This is a genomic window from Streptomyces sp. NBC_00435, from assembly GCF_036014235.1.
GTDB lineage: Bacteria > Actinomycetota > Actinomycetes > Streptomycetales > Streptomycetaceae > Streptomyces.
This window is the reverse complement of the sequence record NZ_CP107924.1, coordinates 6,170,511-6,187,705: the sequence shown is the minus strand read 5'-3', so window position 1 is coordinate 6,187,705 and position 17,195 is coordinate 6,170,511. Positions and strand designations below refer to the sequence as shown.

Sequence of the window (17,195 nt, the reverse complement as noted above, 5' to 3'; positions counted from 1 at the left end):
ATGCCCCCAGGCGGCTTTCGCGGGTAACTAAGGGTACGTCCCGCCGTATCCCCGAGAGGCATGCACCATGCGTATTCCTGCCCGCGACAAGGCAGAAGCCGATGTATCCAAGGACAGCTCCGGCCCGTCCCGGCAGGCGCGTCGGGGTGAGGAACGAGCCCCCGCCGCTCCCGCGGCGGCTACGCTGCCGGCGCTCCAGCGGTCCGTCGGCAACGCGGCGGTGACGCGCATGCTCGCGGCGGGCCACAGCCCCGGGCGCCAGGACGCACCCGTCCAGCGGGCGACCGCGCATGACGTGCTCCGGTCGCCCGGCAGGCCGCTCGAAGGACCCCTGCGCGAGGAGATGGAGACCCGGCTCGGCGCGGACTTCTCCGACGTACGGGTCCACTCCGATCCCCTCGCGCAGCGCTCCGCAGCCGAGATCGGGGCCCGGGCGTACACCTCGGGCAGCCACGTGGTCGTCACGGACGGCGGGAAGGACAAGCACACCCTCGCCCACGAGCTCACCCATGTCATCCAACAGCGGCAGGGGCCGGTCGCGGGCACGGACACGGGCCACGGGCTGCGGGTCAGCGACCCCGGCGACCGCTTCGAGCGGGAGGCCGAGGCCAACGCGAGTCGGGTCATGGCCGCTCCCGCACCCGTCCAGCGCGCCGCCTGCGAGGAGCACGGGCCACACGCGCCGGTTTCCGGTGAGGGGGCCGTCGTCCAGCGCAAGGGGCCCGAAGAGCTCGGTCCTTCGCTGCCGGCCGACCCCCCGCGTGCTGGAGGGCTGCTGGGCCGGCTCAGGGCGCGGACCCAGGAGCCGCCGGACCCGGTGGTGGCGCGGGTACGGACGGACATCGCCGCATACGACAGCGATGCCAACCGTGACCCCATGCACTGCATGATGGCCCTGACGGACCTCACGCTCCAGATCGCCCCGGCCGAGGACGAGGCGACCGCGGCCGTCAAGCCCTGGCTGTCCGCGGCGCTCAAGGTCATCAAGGACGAACTGGTACTGGTGAACGACCAGCTCGTACGGGACAACGAGTTCCCCGACGCGGCGCGGGAGCCGTTCAGCGCGATGACCGACAACGGCATGCTGTGGCAGGAGGAGCAGTGGGCCGACAGCGCGGCCGCGTTCCAGATGCACGGGGCGAGCTACTTCCGCGAACTGTCGGAGCTCAACCGGGCCGGGATGGCCAAGGAGATCGCCGGGGGCCGGGGTGACCGGAACTGGGTCGCCGACGTCAGGACCAAGCTGTCGACCGCGCTCCAGCAGAGCGTGCTGTGCCACTACACGGCCAAGTCGCGCGCCGAGCAGATGCTCGGCCAGGGGGAGATGAAGTCCAAGACCGAGCTGCTCAGGGCGAACCCCGACGCGCCGAACAACTCGGAGGCGTACGACAAGCACGTCCTTGCCAACGAGGGCTTCGTCTTCTTCTTCCTGGAGGTACCGGGCAGCCCGTTCCGCGAAACGCGGTTCGGCGGCGAGGAGCCGGCCCGGATCGAGATCCCCCTGACCGCGTCCCCCCTGATGAGTCAGGGCTGGCTGATGCTCAGCGACTTCGCGCAGCGCGAGTACCCCACCGTGCGCGCGAAGCCCGAGGATCCGGCGCAGACGCAGAGCAGGCTGGGCACGCGCGAGGACACCTTCTCGGACGGGTTCTCCCTGCCGGTGCGGAAGTTCGACGTCGGTGCGGGGGCGGGAGCCGACGCGCTGGACATGGAGAAGGTCATGGACGCGATGGGCAACGAGCGCAACGAGGACCGCAGGGGGCAGATCCTCTTCTCCATGACCCAGGCGCTGTCGGACCCTCACAGCACCATGACCTACGGATCCGGTGCGCAGGAGCAGGTCCATTCGGAGCGGCTGCGGTCCAACACCCTGATCGGGCGGGACATCGTGCCGGGTCTGGTGGAGCGGGCCGTCGTGGAGATCCAACGCCTCGGAGAGGTGAACCCGCAGCTCGCGGACAGGCTCAAGGCGATGTCCGGAGACGAGCTGATGCGGTTCCTGCTCAAGGAACTGCTGCGGCCGCAGGCGATGCTGCCGAACACGGTCGACCTCAGTGCCGCCACGGCGGTCCTGGCCTCCGGCCAGCGGGTGGGGGTCCCCACGCACTGACCGGAGCTCAGGAGGGAGTTGAGATCAGGCCATCTTTGTCGCTTCGTCAATCATGCCGGTTACCCAGAGTTCGCCGATATGGGACCGACGAGATGAGAACAGACGATCGACAAGGGGACGTCCGATCGATCGCTGAAAGTAACGATTTCCAGACGATGCGACAAAAGCCCTCTTTGCCCTGACGGACGACCTGACCGACGATGTCTGTTCCGCACGGGTCACCTGAGGTCGCTCAGCACACCGCTCACGTTGAGCACCTCGTGGCATTCCTGCGCCTGACGACCGGTGGCAGGGGTGCCGGGCTTCGCACAGGTCACCTGGACGGTCACAGTCTGGCTCTCGGTGATGCTGATGGGGGTGACCCAGTGATAGTCCTGGTTACGGAACGTTTCCAGCGCGATCGTCGTGATCTTGCGGTCGCCGAAGCTGATGGTCACCACCCCTTCGTCGCCCTGAAAGTTGGCGACGACGATGTCCGTGATCCCGAACGTCTTGCCGGCGGGCACCGTGTAGGCACCGGTCTTGGTCTGCCCGCCGTCGGTCTGCAGGTCGATGGTGGCCGAGCCCTGCTGTCCTCCCGCGCCCCCGCCGGATCCGGCTCCGGGTCCGGCGGCTCCCGTACCGCCTGCGCCCGTCCCGGGCTGGGGGCTCTTGCCCCCGGCGCCCGGCTGCTTGGCGTCGCCGGCGCCCGGGACCTGCCCGTTCACGTCCGCACTGGGCGTCGGCCGCTTCTGGACCACCTGGTCGGCGGCTTCCTTGGCCGTGCTGCGCACGGCCGGGCGCACCAGCATGAACCAGGCGAGCAGCAGCGCGAGCAGCGCCGCCAGTACCGCGAGCAGCCACGTCGGGAAGATCGGGATCTGTACGAACTCCACCTCCAGCGGCGCCCGGACGGCGTCCGGCTCCGGCCGCTCCTTGCCGTCCTCACCGTCACCGTCGCCGGCTTCGGCCACCTCAACAGTGAACGGCCAGGTCACCGGGGACCCGAACCACACCGGCTTGCCGGTACGGACCCGCAGCACGACCTCGGCGGACTCACCGGGCTCCAGCTTCAGTGCCGCGGGGCGGAAGTCGAACTTCAGCTCCTCACCCGGCTGCCCGGGCGTGAAAGCAAGCCGTACGGGGGAGTTGCCCTCGTTGCGCACGGCGAGTCGATAGCGCCCGCGCAGCCAGCCGCGGCGGCGTTTGGGAGCGCTCTCTGCGCGCAGCTCCCGGAACTCCTCGATGTGCACGGTGGTTTCGGGCACCCGCACGGACTCGGGGTGCTCGGTGGGCAGCACGCGCACGGCGAGCGGTACATCGCCCGCCCGCACCTGCGGCGAACGCGGCGGGGCCAGGCGGATCGTCACCGTTTCCGAGGTGCCGGGGTAGAGGGAGATGCGCTCGGGTTCCACCACGGTCCACGCAGCGCAGTCGCCGACGACCTCCAGGCGGTACGCCTCGACGATGTCGCTGTCGTTGCGGACGGTCAGGCTGGTGGATGCGGTACCGCCCGGCGTCACCGACACCCGCGGGATGTCGAGGCCGGGCGCGCCAGGGCTGGAAGAGGCTGCTGGGGATATCACGCCCCGACGCTATGGCGACGCCCCGGCCACTTCCAAGGGCGCGAGGGCAACGCTCCGGGCAACCCCGATGCCCCCACAGGCTTCCCTCAACTCCACTCTCTGAAACCTCTGTTGATCATCCCTGACCGCCCGTATCCCCACATACCCATCACGGAACAGGTACGACACATGCCCCAGCCTGGCAACAACGGGCCCTTCTCCTCATTCGGCGGCGACCAACGGGTCACCGTGGCCGTGTACGCATCGGATCCGATCCTGCGCGTCGGAGTCGTCCACCAGCTGCGCCAGCGAAGGGAGGTCGAGCTCGTCGCCGACGCCGACGCCGACACCGCGCAGGTGTCGCTCGTGACCGTGGACAGCGTGGACGACGAGACGGCCGCCCTGCTGTACCGACTGCGGCACAACTCCGCCACGCGCACCGGCCTCGTGGTCGGCACCTTCGAATCCGGGGACGCCCTGCAGCGCGCCATCGAATGCGGGGTCACGGCTGTCCTGCGGCGCGCGGAGGCGGACCAGGACCGGCTCCTGCGGCTGGTTCTGTCGATAGCGAACGGCGAGGGCGTGCTGCCCGGCGACCTGCTCGCGAAGCTCCTCGACCACGTCGGCAGCCTGCAGCGTTCGGCGCTCGACCCGCGCGCCGTGTCCCTGTCCACCCTGACCCCGCGCGAGGCGGACATGCTGCGCCTGGTGTCGGAGGGACTGGACACCGCTGAGATCGCGGCCAAGACCTCGTACTCCGAACGGACCGTCAAGAACGTGCTGCACGAGGTCATCACGCGGCTGCAACTGCGCAACCGCACGCATGCGGTCGGCTACGCCCTGCGCCAGGGGCTGATCTGACCGTACGGCGAGGCCCGGCGGCCGGCCGTGCGGTCCGTCCGCCCCCCACCACTGCCCGAAAGCGCACCGGGTTCTTCCCCCGGGTCCGGCCCCGCGGCCGTGCCGGTCCGCGTGTCGGGGCCGCAGGGTGGCGGAGTCATACGTAGATGCTGCACCGGACGGCGAGGTGGACCCTGATGGGCACGGGTGGATCCGGCAGTCGGCAACCCCATTGGGGGAGAGTCGGCGCGTCGTTGCTGCTGCTGATCCCCTTGTTCGCGGTGACGGCGGCCACCGGCCCCGGCGACGCCGAGGCACGAACTCTCGCGGCCGACGCCGGGAACAGCCGGGTCGCGTACGCCGGCACCCGCCACCGCAGCCTCGGCCGGGTGGTGACCGGCAAGTCCAGCGCCCCTCTGTTCGGCGAGGGGCCGGCGCACCAGGACCTCCAGCCCGCCGCACAGGGCGACCAGTTGGTCTTCGCCAGCCGCCGCGACGAGCGGAACCCGCAGGTCTACCTGCGGTCCGCGGAGGGCTCGGTGCGCCGCCTGACCAGCGGCCTGGACGTGGCGCACCCCCGGCTGACGCCGGACGGCCGGGCGGTCGTCTTCGACTCGACCCCGCCCGGCGCGTCCGGTGCCACCCAGCGCGACCTGTGGCTGGTGCGCACCGACGGCACCCGCCTCACCCGGCTGACCGACACTCCCGCGAACGAGGAGCACCCCACGGTCTCGCCTGAGGGCGGACGTCTGGCGTACTCCAGCGACGAGGACCGGGCCGCCGGACGGCAGGTCTACGTACGTCCCCTGCGGGGCGGCGCCGCCACCCGCGTCACCACCCCCGCCAACGGCAAGGCCACCGAGCCGGTGTGGAACCCGGTGAACGACGCGACGAACCGCGATGTCATCGCCTACACCGCCACCGGACCCGACGGACCCCGCCTGCGGTGGACCGACGGGCGCGGCGACGGCCCGCTCCTGGCGGGCGCCCAGGCGGGCTGGCGTACCCAGGGGGCAGCCTGGCTGCCCGACGGGAACGGGGTCCTCTTCCTCAGCCCGGACCGCACCTGTGACTGCGAGGGCGACTGGGACCACGTCTTCCGGGTGCCCGCACACTCGACGGACACCCCTCAGGTGGTGCTCAGCGAGGACCGCGAGGTCGGGCCGGCCACGTGGCTCGGCCCGCTGAACGGCGGCGGCGCCGTGGTCGAGCGGACCTCGGCCGCCGGGCCGCACGTGGTGACCCTGCAGGACGCCCGGATGGACGGCTCCGACCCCCGTGACCTCGGCCTGACCATCCTCAAGGAGGACCCGGCGGCCGACACCAACACCGACCCGGCCAAGGACCCGCTGTTCCAGCCCGCCCCCGGGTACGACCCGTGGACCGAGCGGCAGAACTACACGCCCGACGGGCGCAGGATCGTGGTGACCCGCTTCGAGGACACGCCCGACGGCCGGATCGAACGGATCTGGATCGCGGACGCCGACGGATCCCGCGCGGCGCCCCTGCCGCTCGCGGGCCGCGGCTCCAAGGACTGGGACACCGACCCGACGTTCTCCCCCGACGGCAGGTTCCTGGCCTTCACCCGGACTTCGCCCGGCGGGGCCGGTGGCGCCGCCCGCCCCGCGCGCATCCTGATCGCGGACGCCTCCACCGGCGCGATCCAGGGCGAGGTCGTCCCGCCCGCCGGCCAGCCCCGGGGCGGCGACGCCCAGCCCACGTGGTCCTCCGACGGCACGACGCTGGCCTTCACCCGCAACCTCGTGATCAACGGCGGTGGCGGCAACAAGCACATCTGGACCGTGCCCGTGAACCGCCTGGACCAGCAGCGCGACCTGAGTGCCACGGTCTGTCCCGGTGCCTGCGAAGTCATCGACGACAGCCCGGCCTTCTCACCTGACGGCGCCACCCTCGCCTTCAACCGCAAGAACGGCGGCGGCCGCGTCGACGAGCGCAGCGGCATCCTTCTCGCCGCCGCGGCGGGCGGCGCCTGCCGGGTCCTGCTGCCCGACGCCGCCCGCGACAGGCCGGGGGCCTGCGGCCGGGAACTGCCCGAACCCACGGCCAAGGGACCGTTCCAGCCCCGCGACGCCGCCTGGACCGCCGACGGCAAGAGCCTGGTGCTCAGCGCCCGCGGCTCCCGCGCCCCCAACAGCCCGGAGAAGCTGAAGCTGGTGGACGTGGCCTCCGGTGCTCACAACCTGCTCGTCACCGGCCTGCCGGGCCGCCAGAAGGAACCCAGCGTGCAGCAGTCCGTGGACCTTGCGGTCCAGGCACCGGACAAGGCGGCGCCGCTCACCGTCGGCGGCTCCGCCAGTGTCCGGGTGGACGTCGTCAACCACGGCCCGGCGGCCTCACCCGGTACCCGGCTGACCGTCGCGCCGCCGACCGGCGTGAGCGTCACCGCGCTCACCGCACCCGGCGCCACCTGTGACGCGCAGGCGCTGACCTGCGCCCTGGGCGTGGTGCCACCGGGCACCACCGTCCCGGTGACCGTCACCCTCACCGGCGTCACCCCCGGCGACCAGCCGGTGGACTGGACGGTCACCGGCACCGTGCTCGACCCGCGCCCCAGCGACAACGCCGACCAGACCGTGGTGCCAGTGCGGGAGGCACCCGTACCCCCGACGCCTGGCCCCACCCGGACGCCCACCCCGACACCCACCCCGACACCCACGCCCACTCCCACGCCGACACCGACTCCCACGCCGACTCCCACCCCGACGCCGCAGCCGGAGCCGCCCGCACCCCCGGCCGGCCCCGGGGTGCGCGTGACGGCGCAGCCCGCCCCCGGCTACGTGGGCGGCCGTGTCGTGGTCACCTACACCGTCCGCAACGGCCGCAACGCCCTGGCCACCGGCCTGCGGCTGCGTATCGGCCTTCCCGAAGGCGTCCCCCGCAACGGGCCACCGCCAGGCTGCGACGAGACCTGGGTGTGCGCGCTGCCGGACCTGGCACCGGGCGCCCGGACCGTCCTCCAGGTCGTCCTCAACCCCGACAAGGCGCTCACCGGCCGGGTGACCGGCAACCTCACCACGACCGGCACCGACGCCGACCTCGGCGACAACACCGCCGAGCAGCCTCTGCGCATCCTCCAGCCGCGCATCGTCGCCGTCCCGCCGATCGGCAGGCCCGGCTTCGTCACCTCGGTGCGCGGCGAGGACTTCCCGCCCGGCGTGCCGGTGCGGTTCACGTGGAAGCCGGGCATCACGGCAGCGGCGGCACCGACCGTCCCCCGCCGCGACGGCACGTTCACCGGCCAGCTGCTGATCCTCGCCAAGGACCAGACCGGCCCCCGTGTCATCACCGCGAGCGGCCCCGGCTTCTCCCCGGTGCAGACCGACTTCCTCGTGGTCAACGGCACGGTGCAGCCGCCCGACGAGGTGACCCGCCGGTGATCCACGAGGTCGACGAGGGGCTGCGCCGGCTGCTGGAGGAGTCCGGCCTGGAGGCGTCGGGCGTCGAGGTGGTGTTCGACGCGCCGACGCGTGACTGGGCGGCGCGCCGCAGCGCGCCCACGGTCTGCGTGTTCCTGTACGACATCCGCGAGGACCACACCCGGCGCGGCAGCGGCGCAGGCGAGGTGTACGACGCGGACGGCTTCGTCGTCGCACGCCGCACCCCGACCCGCTGGTTCGAGCTGACCTACCTGGTCTCCGCATGGGCGAGCAGGCCACAGGACGAGCACCGACTGCTCTCCCAGGTGCTGGCCTGCCTCGTGTCGACCGACACGCTGCCCCCGCGCCTGCTCGGTGGCACGCTCGCCGAACTCGGCCTGCTCGTGGACGTGGACGCGGGAGGCACCGGGATGGACGCACCGGCCGCCTCCGACGTGTGGTCGGCGCTGGGCGGCGAGCTGAAGCCATCCCTGGGGCTCCGCGTGAAGGCACCGCTGGCGGGCATCAGCAGGGCCACGGCCCCGCCGGTCACCGATGGGCTCGTCGTACGCTCCGTGCCGCAGGCCGAGCCGGACGGGGCCGAGGGCGCGCGCCGGTTGCGCTACCTCGAGCCGAGCGAACCGGGACCGGAGGGCTTCGGCGGCTCCCGGGAGCGGCCGCAGGTTCCCGCGCGCCGCCGACGAGGGGAACGGCAGCCGTGACGCACGTCCTCGAACCCGCGCCCCCGGCGCCGGCGCCGGCGCCGGCCGACACGACCCCGTACCTGTGGGCACGGCTCCGCACCGTCGAGGAGCGGGTGCGCCAGGCCGTGGCGCTCCGGCGCGCCGTCGATCCCGACCCGGACGATCCCTACCGGGGCCAGTACCTGACGCCCGAGGCCGTCGCCCGTATCCTGGACGCACGGTACGACCCCGGCCTGCCCGCGCTCGCACCGGCCGGCCCCCCGCCCGGCTCGCCGCTCGACCTCCTCGCCACGCGCTTCGCGCTGGCGCCCCTCGACCTGGACCTTCTCCTGGTCGCCCTGGCGCCGGACCTGGACATCCGCTTCGAACAGCTCTACGGCTACCTCAACGACGACCTGACCCGCCGTCGGCCCACCGTCGCACTCGCCCTCGAACTGTGCGGCCGCACCGGGGTGGCGGCCGCGCGGTTGCGGCTCTCCCCCGCAGCGCCGCTCGTCGCAGGCGGTCTGCTGGAGGTCACCGAGCCCGAACGGCCGCCCCTGTCCCGGGTGCTGGCCGTCCCCGACCGGGTCACCGCCCACCTGCTGGGCGACGCCTCGCCCGACCCGCGGCTGGCCGACGTGCTCGGCGAGGCCGCCGACGATCCGGCCGTCGACCCGGCCGAGCTGCACCGGGCCGTCGCCGCGGCCGGCAGCGGCACCGGCCATGTCCACCTGCGGGGCGGCGGCGATCCCGTCGGCTTGGCCGCCGCCGCGCTGCGCGCTCGCGGGCTGAGCCCCCTGGCCCTGGACGCGGCGGCACTGGCCCACCACGCCCGAACCGTGCCCGAACTCGCCGGCGCCGTCGCCCGCGAGGCCCGCCTGACGGGCGCCGGTGTACTGCTCGGGCCGGTGGAGGAACTGCCCGACAAACCCGACGAGCGGGCCCGCGTACTGCGCACCCTGTGCACGGTGCTGCGCGGCATCCCCCTGTTCACGTACGGAGCGGGCGGCTGGGAACCCGCCTGGACGGCCGACACCCCCGTCACCCTGACGGTGGCGGCCCCCTCCCCCGACCGGCACGTCGTGCGCTGGCGGCACGCCCTGGAGCTGGCCGCCGGAAAGCGTGGTGAGGCGGGTGAGTTGGGTGAGGTGGGTGAGGCCGGTGAAGCCGACGCCCTCGCCCGGTCCGTGTCCGCGCACCGCCTCGACGCCGGGCAGCTGCGGCGCGCCGCCGACACCGCGGTGCGCACGGCCGCGCTCGACGGCCGCCCGGTCTCCCCCGACGACCTGCGCAGCGCCGTACGGGCCCAGAACGGCGCGGGCCTCGCCCGCCTCGCCCGCCGGGTGGAGCCCGCGGTGGGCTGGGACGACCTGGTGCTGCCCGCCCCCACCCACCGCCGCCTGCGTGAACTCGCGGTGCGCGCCCGCCACCGCGACCAGGTGCTCGGACAGTGGGGCATGCGGCCCGGCGGCGGGCGCGGGCGCGGGGTGATCGCGCTGTTCGCGGGTTCCTCCGGCACCGGCAAGACCATGTCCGCCGAGGTCGTGGCCGCCGACCTGGGCATGGACTTGTACGTGGTCGACCTGTCCACGGTCGTCGACAAGTACGTCGGCGAGACCGAGAAGAACCTGGAGCGGATCTTCACCGAGGCGTCGGCCGTCAACGCGGTGCTGCTGTTCGACGAGGCCGACGCGATCTTCGGCAAGCGCTCGGAGGTCAAGGACGCCCACGACAAGCACGCCAACATGGAGTCGGCCTATCTGCTCCAGCGGATGGAGTCGTTCGACGGCATCGCCATCCTGACCACCAACCTGCGGGCCAACCTCGACGAGGCGTTCACCCGCCGCCTCGACGTGGTCGCGGACTTCCCGGTGCCCGACGCCACCCAGCGCCTGGCCCTGTGGGAGCGATGCCTGGGCGACCGGCTGCCCCGCGCCGGCGACCTCGATCTCGGCTTCTGTGCCGACCGGTTCGAACTGGCCGGAGGCTCGATCCGGTCCTGCGCAGTGACCGCCGCCTACTCCGCGGCCGCATCGGGTGAGCCGGTGACCATGCCCCAGGTGGTGACGGCGGTCGCCCAGGAGTACCGCAAGCTCGGCCGCCTGCTCCTGGAGGGCGAGTTCGGGCCGTACGTGGACCAGGTCACGCGCGTGTGAACCGGCGGCGGCGGATGGGCCGGGCGTGCTGTCCGGGAGGTCCGGCGGGAGCGACCAGGAGGGCAGCGCACTTGCCCCCGGCCTGGTCCGAACGCCTCTGCCGCCGGTGACCGCCGCCGGAAAGGCTGTGGGCAGACCTGAAATACAGAACAGCAAGAGCAAGGAGCGAGCATGCCGACGTACCTCACCCCGGGCGTGTACGTGGAGGAGGTGCAGTCCGGTGCTCGCCCGATCGAAGGGGTCGGCACCGCTGTCGCCGCGTTCGTCGGGTTCGCCCGGAGCGGCCCGTTCCACGAGCCCACCCTGGTCACCAACTGGGACCAGTACAGCCAGCACTTCGGCGGCTTCACCGAGGGCACCTATCTGCCCCACGCGGTCTACGGGTACTTCGCCAACGGCGGCGGCGCCGCGTACGTCGTCCGCATCGGCGGGTCCGGCCAGGACGCCTCCGCCCCGGCCGCCGTCGGCGGAAGCCCCCAGGCCCGCGCGGCGCAGCCGGCCGAGCTCGGCGGCTTCCTGGTGACGGCCCGGCCGGGCGTCACCGGCGTGTCCGTGGAGATCGCCGACGTGGACGGCGAGAACCCGCCCGAGGACCGCTTCAAGGTCCTGGTCCGCCAGGGCGAACAGGTGGCCGAGACCTACGAGGTGTCCGCCCGCAAGAACGTCAAGGGCTACCTCGTCACCCAGACCCGCGCCTCGAAGCTGATCGAGGTCACCGAGCAGCGCAATGCGAGCCAGACCCGGCCCACCGCCCAGATCGTGGCCCTGCCCGACGCCCCGGCCGCGCCCGCTCCGGCCGGCCACGGCGAGGTGTCCCGGCTCGACCCGGCCGAGTACGTCGGCGACGCGAGCGCACGTACCGGGTTCGCCGGCCTGGAGACCATCGACGAGATCACCATGGTCGCGGTGCCGGACCTGATGAGCGCCTACCAGCGCGGCGAGATCGACGCCGAAGGCGTACGCACCGTGCAGCTCGCGGTGATCTCGCACTGCGAGCAGATGGGCGACCGGGTGGCCGTCCTGGACACCCCGCCCGGGCTCTCCGCGCAGCAGGTGCGCACCTGGCGCAACGACGAGGCGGGCTACGACTCCCGCTACGCCACCCTCTACTACCCGTGGGTTCGGGTCTTCGACCCGGCCTCCGGGCGCAACACGGCCGTCCCGCCGAGCGGCCACATCGCCGGCGTGTGGGCGCGCAGCGACGCCGAGCGCGGTGTGCACAAGGCCCCCGCCAACGAGGTGATCCGTGGCGCGGTGGACCTGGAACTGCGCCTGAGCAAGGGCGAGCAGGACCTGCTCAACCCGATCGGTGTGAACTGCGTACGCGCCTTCCCCGGCCGGGGCATCCGGATCTGGGGCGCTCGCACCCTCTCCTCCGATCCGTCCTGGCGCTACCTGAACGTGCGCCGCCTCTTCAACTACCTGGAGGAGTCCATCCTCCTGGGCACCCAGTGGGTGGTCTTCGAGCCGAACGACGACCGGCTCTGGTCGAGCATCCGGCGCAACGTCACCGCGTTCCTCACCGAGGAATGGCGTCGTGGCGCGCTGTTCGGCCGCACGGCCGCGGAGGCGTTCTACGTCAAGTGCGACCGGGACAACAACCCGCAGGAGTCGATCGACCAGGGCCGCGTGGTCTGCGAGATCGGCGTGTCGCCCGTCAAGCCCGCCGAGTTCGTGGTGTTCCGGCTGGCCCAGTTCTCCGACAGCACCAGCCTCGTCGACGAGTGACAGCCGGCCCCCGGCCGTAGCGGCCTGAACAGTCGGAACAGAACGAACAGCACGAACAGCTAGGAAAGGTGAAGGACAGTCATGGCAGAGGGCGATGCTCTTTCCACCCATATCTTCGGCGTGCAGCTCGGCGGCTACCTGGTCGAATCGATCCAGGAGATCAGCGGCCTGACCGTCGAGGAAGAGGTCGTCGAGGTCCGCCAGGTCAGCGCCGAGGGCAAGCAGATCATCCGCAAGCAGCCCGGCGCCCGCCAGGCGGGCGAGGTCACGATCACCCGGGGCCTCGACAAGAGCAGCGAATTCACCAAGTGGATCAAGGAGACCCTGAACAACGGGGCCGTCGACACCGCTCGGCAGAACCTCACCATCGAGATCAAGGACTCCACGGGCGCGACCGTCCGCCGCATCCAGCTCATGCAGGGCTGGGCCTCCAAGTGGGAAGGCCCCTCCCTGAAGGCCGGCGAGTCCGCCGCGGCCACCGAGTCCGTGACCATCGTGTTCGAGGAGATCATCGTCGAATGAGGCGCCGTACGGTAACGGCGGGCAACCTGGAGGAGCTCCTCCAGGTCACGGCGCCCGCCCCGGCCCCGGACCAGGCGGCACCAACCCCGGCCGCGCCGGCGCCGCGCGAGGAGCACGGGCTGCGAACCGAGTTCGAGTTCGAGCTGCCGCGTGGCTACCTGGACGAGGCGGGCACCGTGCACCGGCACGGCGCGATGCGCCTGGCCACCGCCCGGGACGAGCTGCGCCCCCAGATCGATCTGCGGGTCAAAGAGAACCCGGCGTACCTGAGCGTGGTGCTGCTCAGCCAGGTGATCACCCGACTCGGCGCGATCACCGACGTGCACGCCGGCATCGTGGAGCGGATGTACGCGACCGACGTCGCGTTCTTGCAGGACTTCTACCGGCGCGTCAACAGCGAGGGACATACTCGCGCGGCGGTCACCTGCCCGCATTGCGAAGGCGGCTTCGAGATCGACCTCTCCGGTGGGCGCCTGGGGGAATCGTGACGTACGCCCTCCCCCGGCTCAGGGAGGAGATCGCGTACATCGCCTACCACTTCCACTGGCAACGCGACGAGATTCTCGACCTGCCGCACGGCGAGCGCCAGGAGTGGGTCACCGAGATTGCTCGTATCAACACTCGTGTGAATGAAGGCGGTTGAGTAAATGGCATGGCGGGACAGGCTGCGTCGGCGCGCCGTCGTGCCGGACGCGGCGACCGACCGGCGGGCGACGGCGCCCTCAGGCGGCTCGGCGCCCGCGGCTGCCGCGCGGGAGGTCGGCGTACCCGGTGACTGGGACGGTGGCTGGCGCATGACGACGCCGCCCCAACTGACCGTGTCACGCGCACCGATGGGCGTCAGCGACGGGCTGGCCTTCCGGTCCGGCCTGGCCGCGTGGCGCGATCCGTCGTTCGACACCGGGCTCGCCCACGCCCTGCTGCCGTCCGCCCCGGCCGGTCGCGTACGCGGTGTCGTCCGCCCCGCCACCGCCCGCCCCACCCACAGCGGCGGCGGCCCCCTGCTCCTGCGCGCGCTGCGCCCGTACGGAGCGGACGCCGCGCCCGGGACGGGGGAGCCGTCCGAGCAGGTACGGACCTCGGCACCGGGCGGACCGGGTGGACCGGGTGCACCGCGGAAGCGCGACAACCCGCCGAAGCGCGACGCCCCGCAGATCTCGCGCCGGGTGCGGTCCGACGCCCCGGCGTCCGGTTCCCGCGCGTCCGGTTCCCGCGCGGCTGATTCCCCCTCGCCCGGTTCCCCCTCGCCCAGTGCTACGTCCTCCCGTCCGAGTACCTCGGGAACCCGCGGGCCGGCTGCGGGTCCGGAGGCCTCCGGGCCGGGCGCGCCCCTGTCCGCGCCCGCGTCCGCGGCGGGCACGAGCGCCTCCGTACCGAACCTCGCATCGCCGCGGGCGGACACGGGCCCGTCCGCACCGAACCTCGCATCACCGCCCCGCAGCGGCCGCAGCTCGCGGCCGGCCACCGGCGGCGCTGCACCGGGCCCGGTCGTCGCCCGTGCCACCGCCCGCGGCGACGCGAGGGAGGTCCCGTCGGGCAAGGAGAGCTCCGGTACCCGTGGCCTCACGCCCACGCACTCCGCGGCCGTGCTCGGCGCACCCGCTCCCGCTCCCGCGGTGCAGCGGGCCCGGGCGACCGGCGGCGGTACCGCCCTGTCCCCGGCCGCGCCCGGTCCCGCGCCGGCGCCTGCGCGGTTCCCCCTGATCCGCCGTATCGCGGTGGTCCCCGGGGCATCTGCCGAAGGCGCCCCGGCGGCCCGGGCGTCCGCCGGGCGTGCCACCACGTCCCCGTCCGGTCCCTCTGCCGCGTCCACCCCGCCCGCCGCCCAGCGGGCCGCGGCGCGCACCTCAGGATCCACCAGCACCGCCGGTTCCACGGGATCCAGCTCCGTCCTGGAGGCCCCCGGCGCCCCCACACCCACACCCCGCGCCGAGGCAGCGCACACGGTAGTGCGGCCGCGCGCCGTCGGCCGCGCGCTGACCGTCGCCCGGGTCCCCATCACGCCCCAGCGCCGCGTGTCCGTCGTACGTACCGCTGCACGTACGACCGTCCCCCCGGCGCACGACGGCGGCCCGTCCCCCGACGCTCCGGGCCCCGACGCTGTACAGCGTGCGGGAAGCCGCGCACCGCTCGGCGCACCGCTCGTCGAACTGCCGTCCACGGCCCCGCAGTCGGGCGGCCCCGCAGCGGCCCCCGACTCCGCACCCGCTCCTGTGCTGCCCATGGTCCAGCGCCAGGCGGAAACCGCGGCCGACCGTCCGGGCCAGGCCCCGGCCCCGGAGACGCCCGCGCGGCGTGCGCGAACCCGCGCACCGCTCGGCGTCCCCCTCACCGAACTGCCGCCCACGGCAACGCAGCCGAGCCGCCCCGCATCGACGGCGCCCGACTCCGCTCCCGTCCCCGCGATGCCCACGGTCCAGCGCCAGGCAGAACCCACGGCCGACCGTCCCGCCTCGGGACACCCCACGCCACGGATCCGCTCCGGCCTGGGGGCGCCCCTGGCCGCACTGCCGCCGAGCGCCACCGTGCCCACGTCCTCCGCGTCCCCCACGTCCCGGTCCCGAGCGGCCCGGCCCGCCTCCCCCGCCGGCGTCCATCGCGCCCTCGCGCCCACGGACCCCGCCCGGCCCCCGGCGCCGTCCGTCCACGCGCCTCTGCTGGGCGCGCCCGACGCGCAGCGCCGTACCACCGAGTCCACCGAACCCTCCGCGACCGCCGAACGATCCGCGTCATCCGGTCCCGGCGGCCCGGCCGGTGCTCCCCCGCTCGTCCAGCGGACCACCGCCACCTCGCCGGACCTCCCGACCCCGCGGAGCACCGCTCCGGCCCCGGCCGGCCCCGGCACACCGGCCCGGTCCCGTCGCACCGACAGGCCGTCGCCGGCCCGCGGCACCGGCCCGCTCCCGCTCGTCGTCGCCGGCCCCGTCAGCGACCGGAGCGGAACCCCGCACCACGAGCGCGCCACCCCGGCGGCGCCCTTCGCGCCCCGCACCCTTCAGCTCCTGGCGGCACGCCCCCTGTCCCTCGGCACCCGTGACATGGGGAGCGCGGCCGCCCCCGCTCCCCGCCCGGCGAGCCGTCCCGTGGTCGCGGCACGCTGGCCCGCCTCGTCCACCGCACCGCGGCAGGTCCAGCGAGCCACCGACGGGCCACGAGGAACGACCCCGCCGACACCGGCGCGTACCTCTGGCTCGGTCCCCCCGGGACACTCCCCACGTCCTGCGCACATCGTGCGCCCGGCGCCCTCACCGGTCGCGGCCGCGCCCTTGCCCGTGACCGGAGTGCACGCGCCGCCGCTGGTGGTCCAGCCGTCCGTGGTGGCCGCGTCGTCGGCGCAGCCCGTTCCCGTGGTGCGGCCCAGAACCTCGGCCCCCGCCGTCTCCCCGGCAGCGACGGGCACCACGCCACCGGCGAGCACGCCACCGGTGCAGCGCGACACCGGTGGCGGCCGGGGCACCCCCGGTCCGGTCAGTGTCCGGACCGCGGCGCCCCCGACACGCGGCGGACGCCCGGCCACGGCCACGGGTACGGGCACGGGTACGGGCACGGGCACCACGGCGGCCGGCCGGCACGAGCGTCCGCGCGATGCGGTGCCGCAGCAGCAGGGCGGCGACCTCGACCTGGACGATCTGGCACGCCGTCTGCTCGATCCGGTTGCCCGCCTGCTGCGCACCGAGTTGCGGCGCGGCCGGGAACGCGCGGGCAGGCCCTTCGACGGGCGCCGCTGAGCACGCTTGAAGCACGGACGAACGAGAAACGGACGACGGACCGATGACCGACAACATCTTCGCGACCAGCGTGTTCTTCCGGCTGGCGATCGGGGGCAACGACCTGGGCGCCTTCCACACCTGCTCCGGCATGGGCGCCGAGGTCGAGATGGAGAGCTACGCCGAGGGCGGCAACAACGGCTTCACCTGGCAGCTGCCGGGCCGCGTGACCTGGTCGAACATCACCCTCTCCCGGCCCGTCACCGCCGACACCGCGAAGATCGGCCGTTGGCTGGACGAGACGCTGCGGCGGGTCGAACCCAAGGACGGCGAGATCGTGGCCCTGCGGCCCGACCTGAGCCGGATCATCAGCTGGCAGGTGTTCGGGATCGTCCCGGTGCGATGGCAGGGGCCGTCCTTCGACCCCGCCAATTCCGCGGCGGCGGTGGAGACCTTGGAGATCGCCCACGCGGGGCTGCTGCCCTCCTGACCGCCCGACATCCCCCCGTTCGTCCTCTTCGTCGT

At 73.5% G+C, this 17,195-nt stretch carries 12 protein-coding genes; 11 read left to right on the top strand and 1 reads right to left on the bottom strand.

Annotated elements, in window-relative coordinates:
• Positions 1-67: 67 nt before the first annotated feature.
• Positions 68-2,110 carry an eCIS core domain-containing protein gene (locus tag OG389_RS28270; protein WP_443059355.1) on the top strand — a complete coding sequence of 681 codons (2,043 nt, stop codon included), beginning with the start codon at positions 68-70 and terminating at the stop codon, positions 2,108-2,110.
• A gap of 218 nt (positions 2,111-2,328) precedes the next feature.
• On the opposite strand, the gene OG389_RS28265 is transcribed toward OG389_RS28270, so the two are convergent.
• Positions 2,329-3,675, bottom strand: coding sequence for a COG1470 family protein (locus tag OG389_RS28265; RefSeq protein WP_328301246.1), 1,347 nt, complete (start codon positions 3,673-3,675; stop codon positions 2,329-2,331).
• 168 nt (positions 3,676-3,843) lie between these two features.
• On the opposite strand from OG389_RS28265, the gene OG389_RS28260 reads away from it, so the two are divergent.
• From OG389_RS28260 to OG389_RS28215, 10 genes are all read left to right on the top strand, one after another.
• Positions 3,844-4,515: a helix-turn-helix transcriptional regulator gene (locus OG389_RS28260; RefSeq protein ID WP_328301245.1), complete on the top strand. Its 672-nt coding sequence runs from the start codon at positions 3,844-3,846 to the stop codon at positions 4,513-4,515.
• 176 nt (positions 4,516-4,691) lie between these two features.
• The gene (locus tag OG389_RS28255) at positions 4,692-7,892 is read left to right on the top strand and encodes a hypothetical protein (RefSeq protein ID WP_328301244.1); all 3,201 of its coding nucleotides are present in this window, start codon (positions 4,692-4,694) and stop codon (positions 7,890-7,892) included.
• Positions 7,889-8,593 carry a DUF4255 domain-containing protein gene (locus OG389_RS28250; RefSeq protein WP_328301243.1) on the top strand — a complete coding sequence of 235 codons (705 nt, stop codon included), beginning with the start codon at positions 7,889-7,891 and terminating at the stop codon, positions 8,591-8,593. Before OG389_RS28255 ends, OG389_RS28250 begins: the two co-directional genes overlap by 4 nt.
• Entirely contained in the window at positions 8,590-10,713 is a 2,124-nt protein-coding gene (locus OG389_RS28245) for an ATP-binding protein (protein WP_443059354.1), read from the top strand. The genes OG389_RS28250 and OG389_RS28245 overlap by 4 nt, the downstream gene beginning before the upstream one ends.
• A gap of 171 nt (positions 10,714-10,884) precedes the next feature.
• Positions 10,885-12,441 (top strand): phage tail sheath family protein, encoded by a 1,557-nt coding sequence (locus tag OG389_RS28240; RefSeq protein ID WP_328301242.1) that lies wholly within the window; start codon positions 10,885-10,887, stop codon positions 12,439-12,441.
• Between the two features lie 81 nt (positions 12,442-12,522).
• Complete coding sequence (locus OG389_RS28235) at positions 12,523-12,963, top strand: phage tail protein (protein WP_030388073.1); 441 nt, start codon at positions 12,523-12,525, stop codon at positions 12,961-12,963.
• A complete protein-coding gene (locus OG389_RS28230) occupies positions 12,960-13,451 on the top strand; it encodes a hypothetical protein (protein WP_328301241.1) in 492 nt (163 codons plus the stop codon). Before OG389_RS28235 ends, OG389_RS28230 begins: the two co-directional genes overlap by 4 nt.
• Entirely contained in the window at positions 13,448-13,606 is a 159-nt protein-coding gene (locus OG389_RS28225; RefSeq protein ID WP_328301240.1) for a DUF6760 family protein, read from the top strand. The genes OG389_RS28230 and OG389_RS28225 overlap by 4 nt, the downstream gene beginning before the upstream one ends.
• A 4-nt stretch (positions 13,607-13,610) precedes the next feature.
• A complete protein-coding gene (locus tag OG389_RS28220) occupies positions 13,611-16,691 on the top strand; it encodes a hypothetical protein (RefSeq protein ID WP_328301239.1) in 3,081 nt (1,026 codons plus the stop codon).
• A 43-nt stretch (positions 16,692-16,734) separates the two neighbouring features.
• Positions 16,735-17,160, top strand: coding sequence for a phage tail protein (locus OG389_RS28215; protein WP_328301238.1), 426 nt, complete (start codon positions 16,735-16,737; stop codon positions 17,158-17,160).
• The last annotated feature ends 35 nt before the right edge of the window (positions 17,161-17,195 follow it).

Excerpts from the sequence above, each read along its gene's own strand:
- OG389_RS28220 (WP_328301239.1), top strand. The coding sequence starts at position 13,611 with ATGGCATGGCGGGACAGGCTGCGTCGGCGCGCCGTCGTGCCGGACGCG.
- OG389_RS28235 (WP_030388073.1), top strand. The coding sequence starts at position 12,523 with ATGGCAGAGGGCGATGCTCTTTCCACCCATATCTTCGGCGTGCAGCTC.
- OG389_RS28230 (WP_328301241.1), top strand. The coding sequence starts at position 12,960 with ATGAGGCGCCGTACGGTAACGGCGGGCAACCTGGAGGAGCTCCTCCAG.
- OG389_RS28240 (WP_328301242.1), top strand. The coding sequence starts at position 10,885 with ATGCCGACGTACCTCACCCCGGGCGTGTACGTGGAGGAGGTGCAGTCC.
- OG389_RS28270 (WP_443059355.1), top strand. The coding sequence starts at position 68 with ATGCGTATTCCTGCCCGCGACAAGGCAGAAGCCGATGTATCCAAGGAC.
- OG389_RS28255 (WP_328301244.1), top strand. The coding sequence starts at position 4,692 with ATGGGCACGGGTGGATCCGGCAGTCGGCAACCCCATTGGGGGAGAGTC.
- OG389_RS28260 (WP_328301245.1), top strand. The coding sequence starts at position 3,844 with ATGCCCCAGCCTGGCAACAACGGGCCCTTCTCCTCATTCGGCGGCGAC.
- OG389_RS28215 (WP_328301238.1), top strand. The coding sequence starts at position 16,735 with ATGACCGACAACATCTTCGCGACCAGCGTGTTCTTCCGGCTGGCGATC.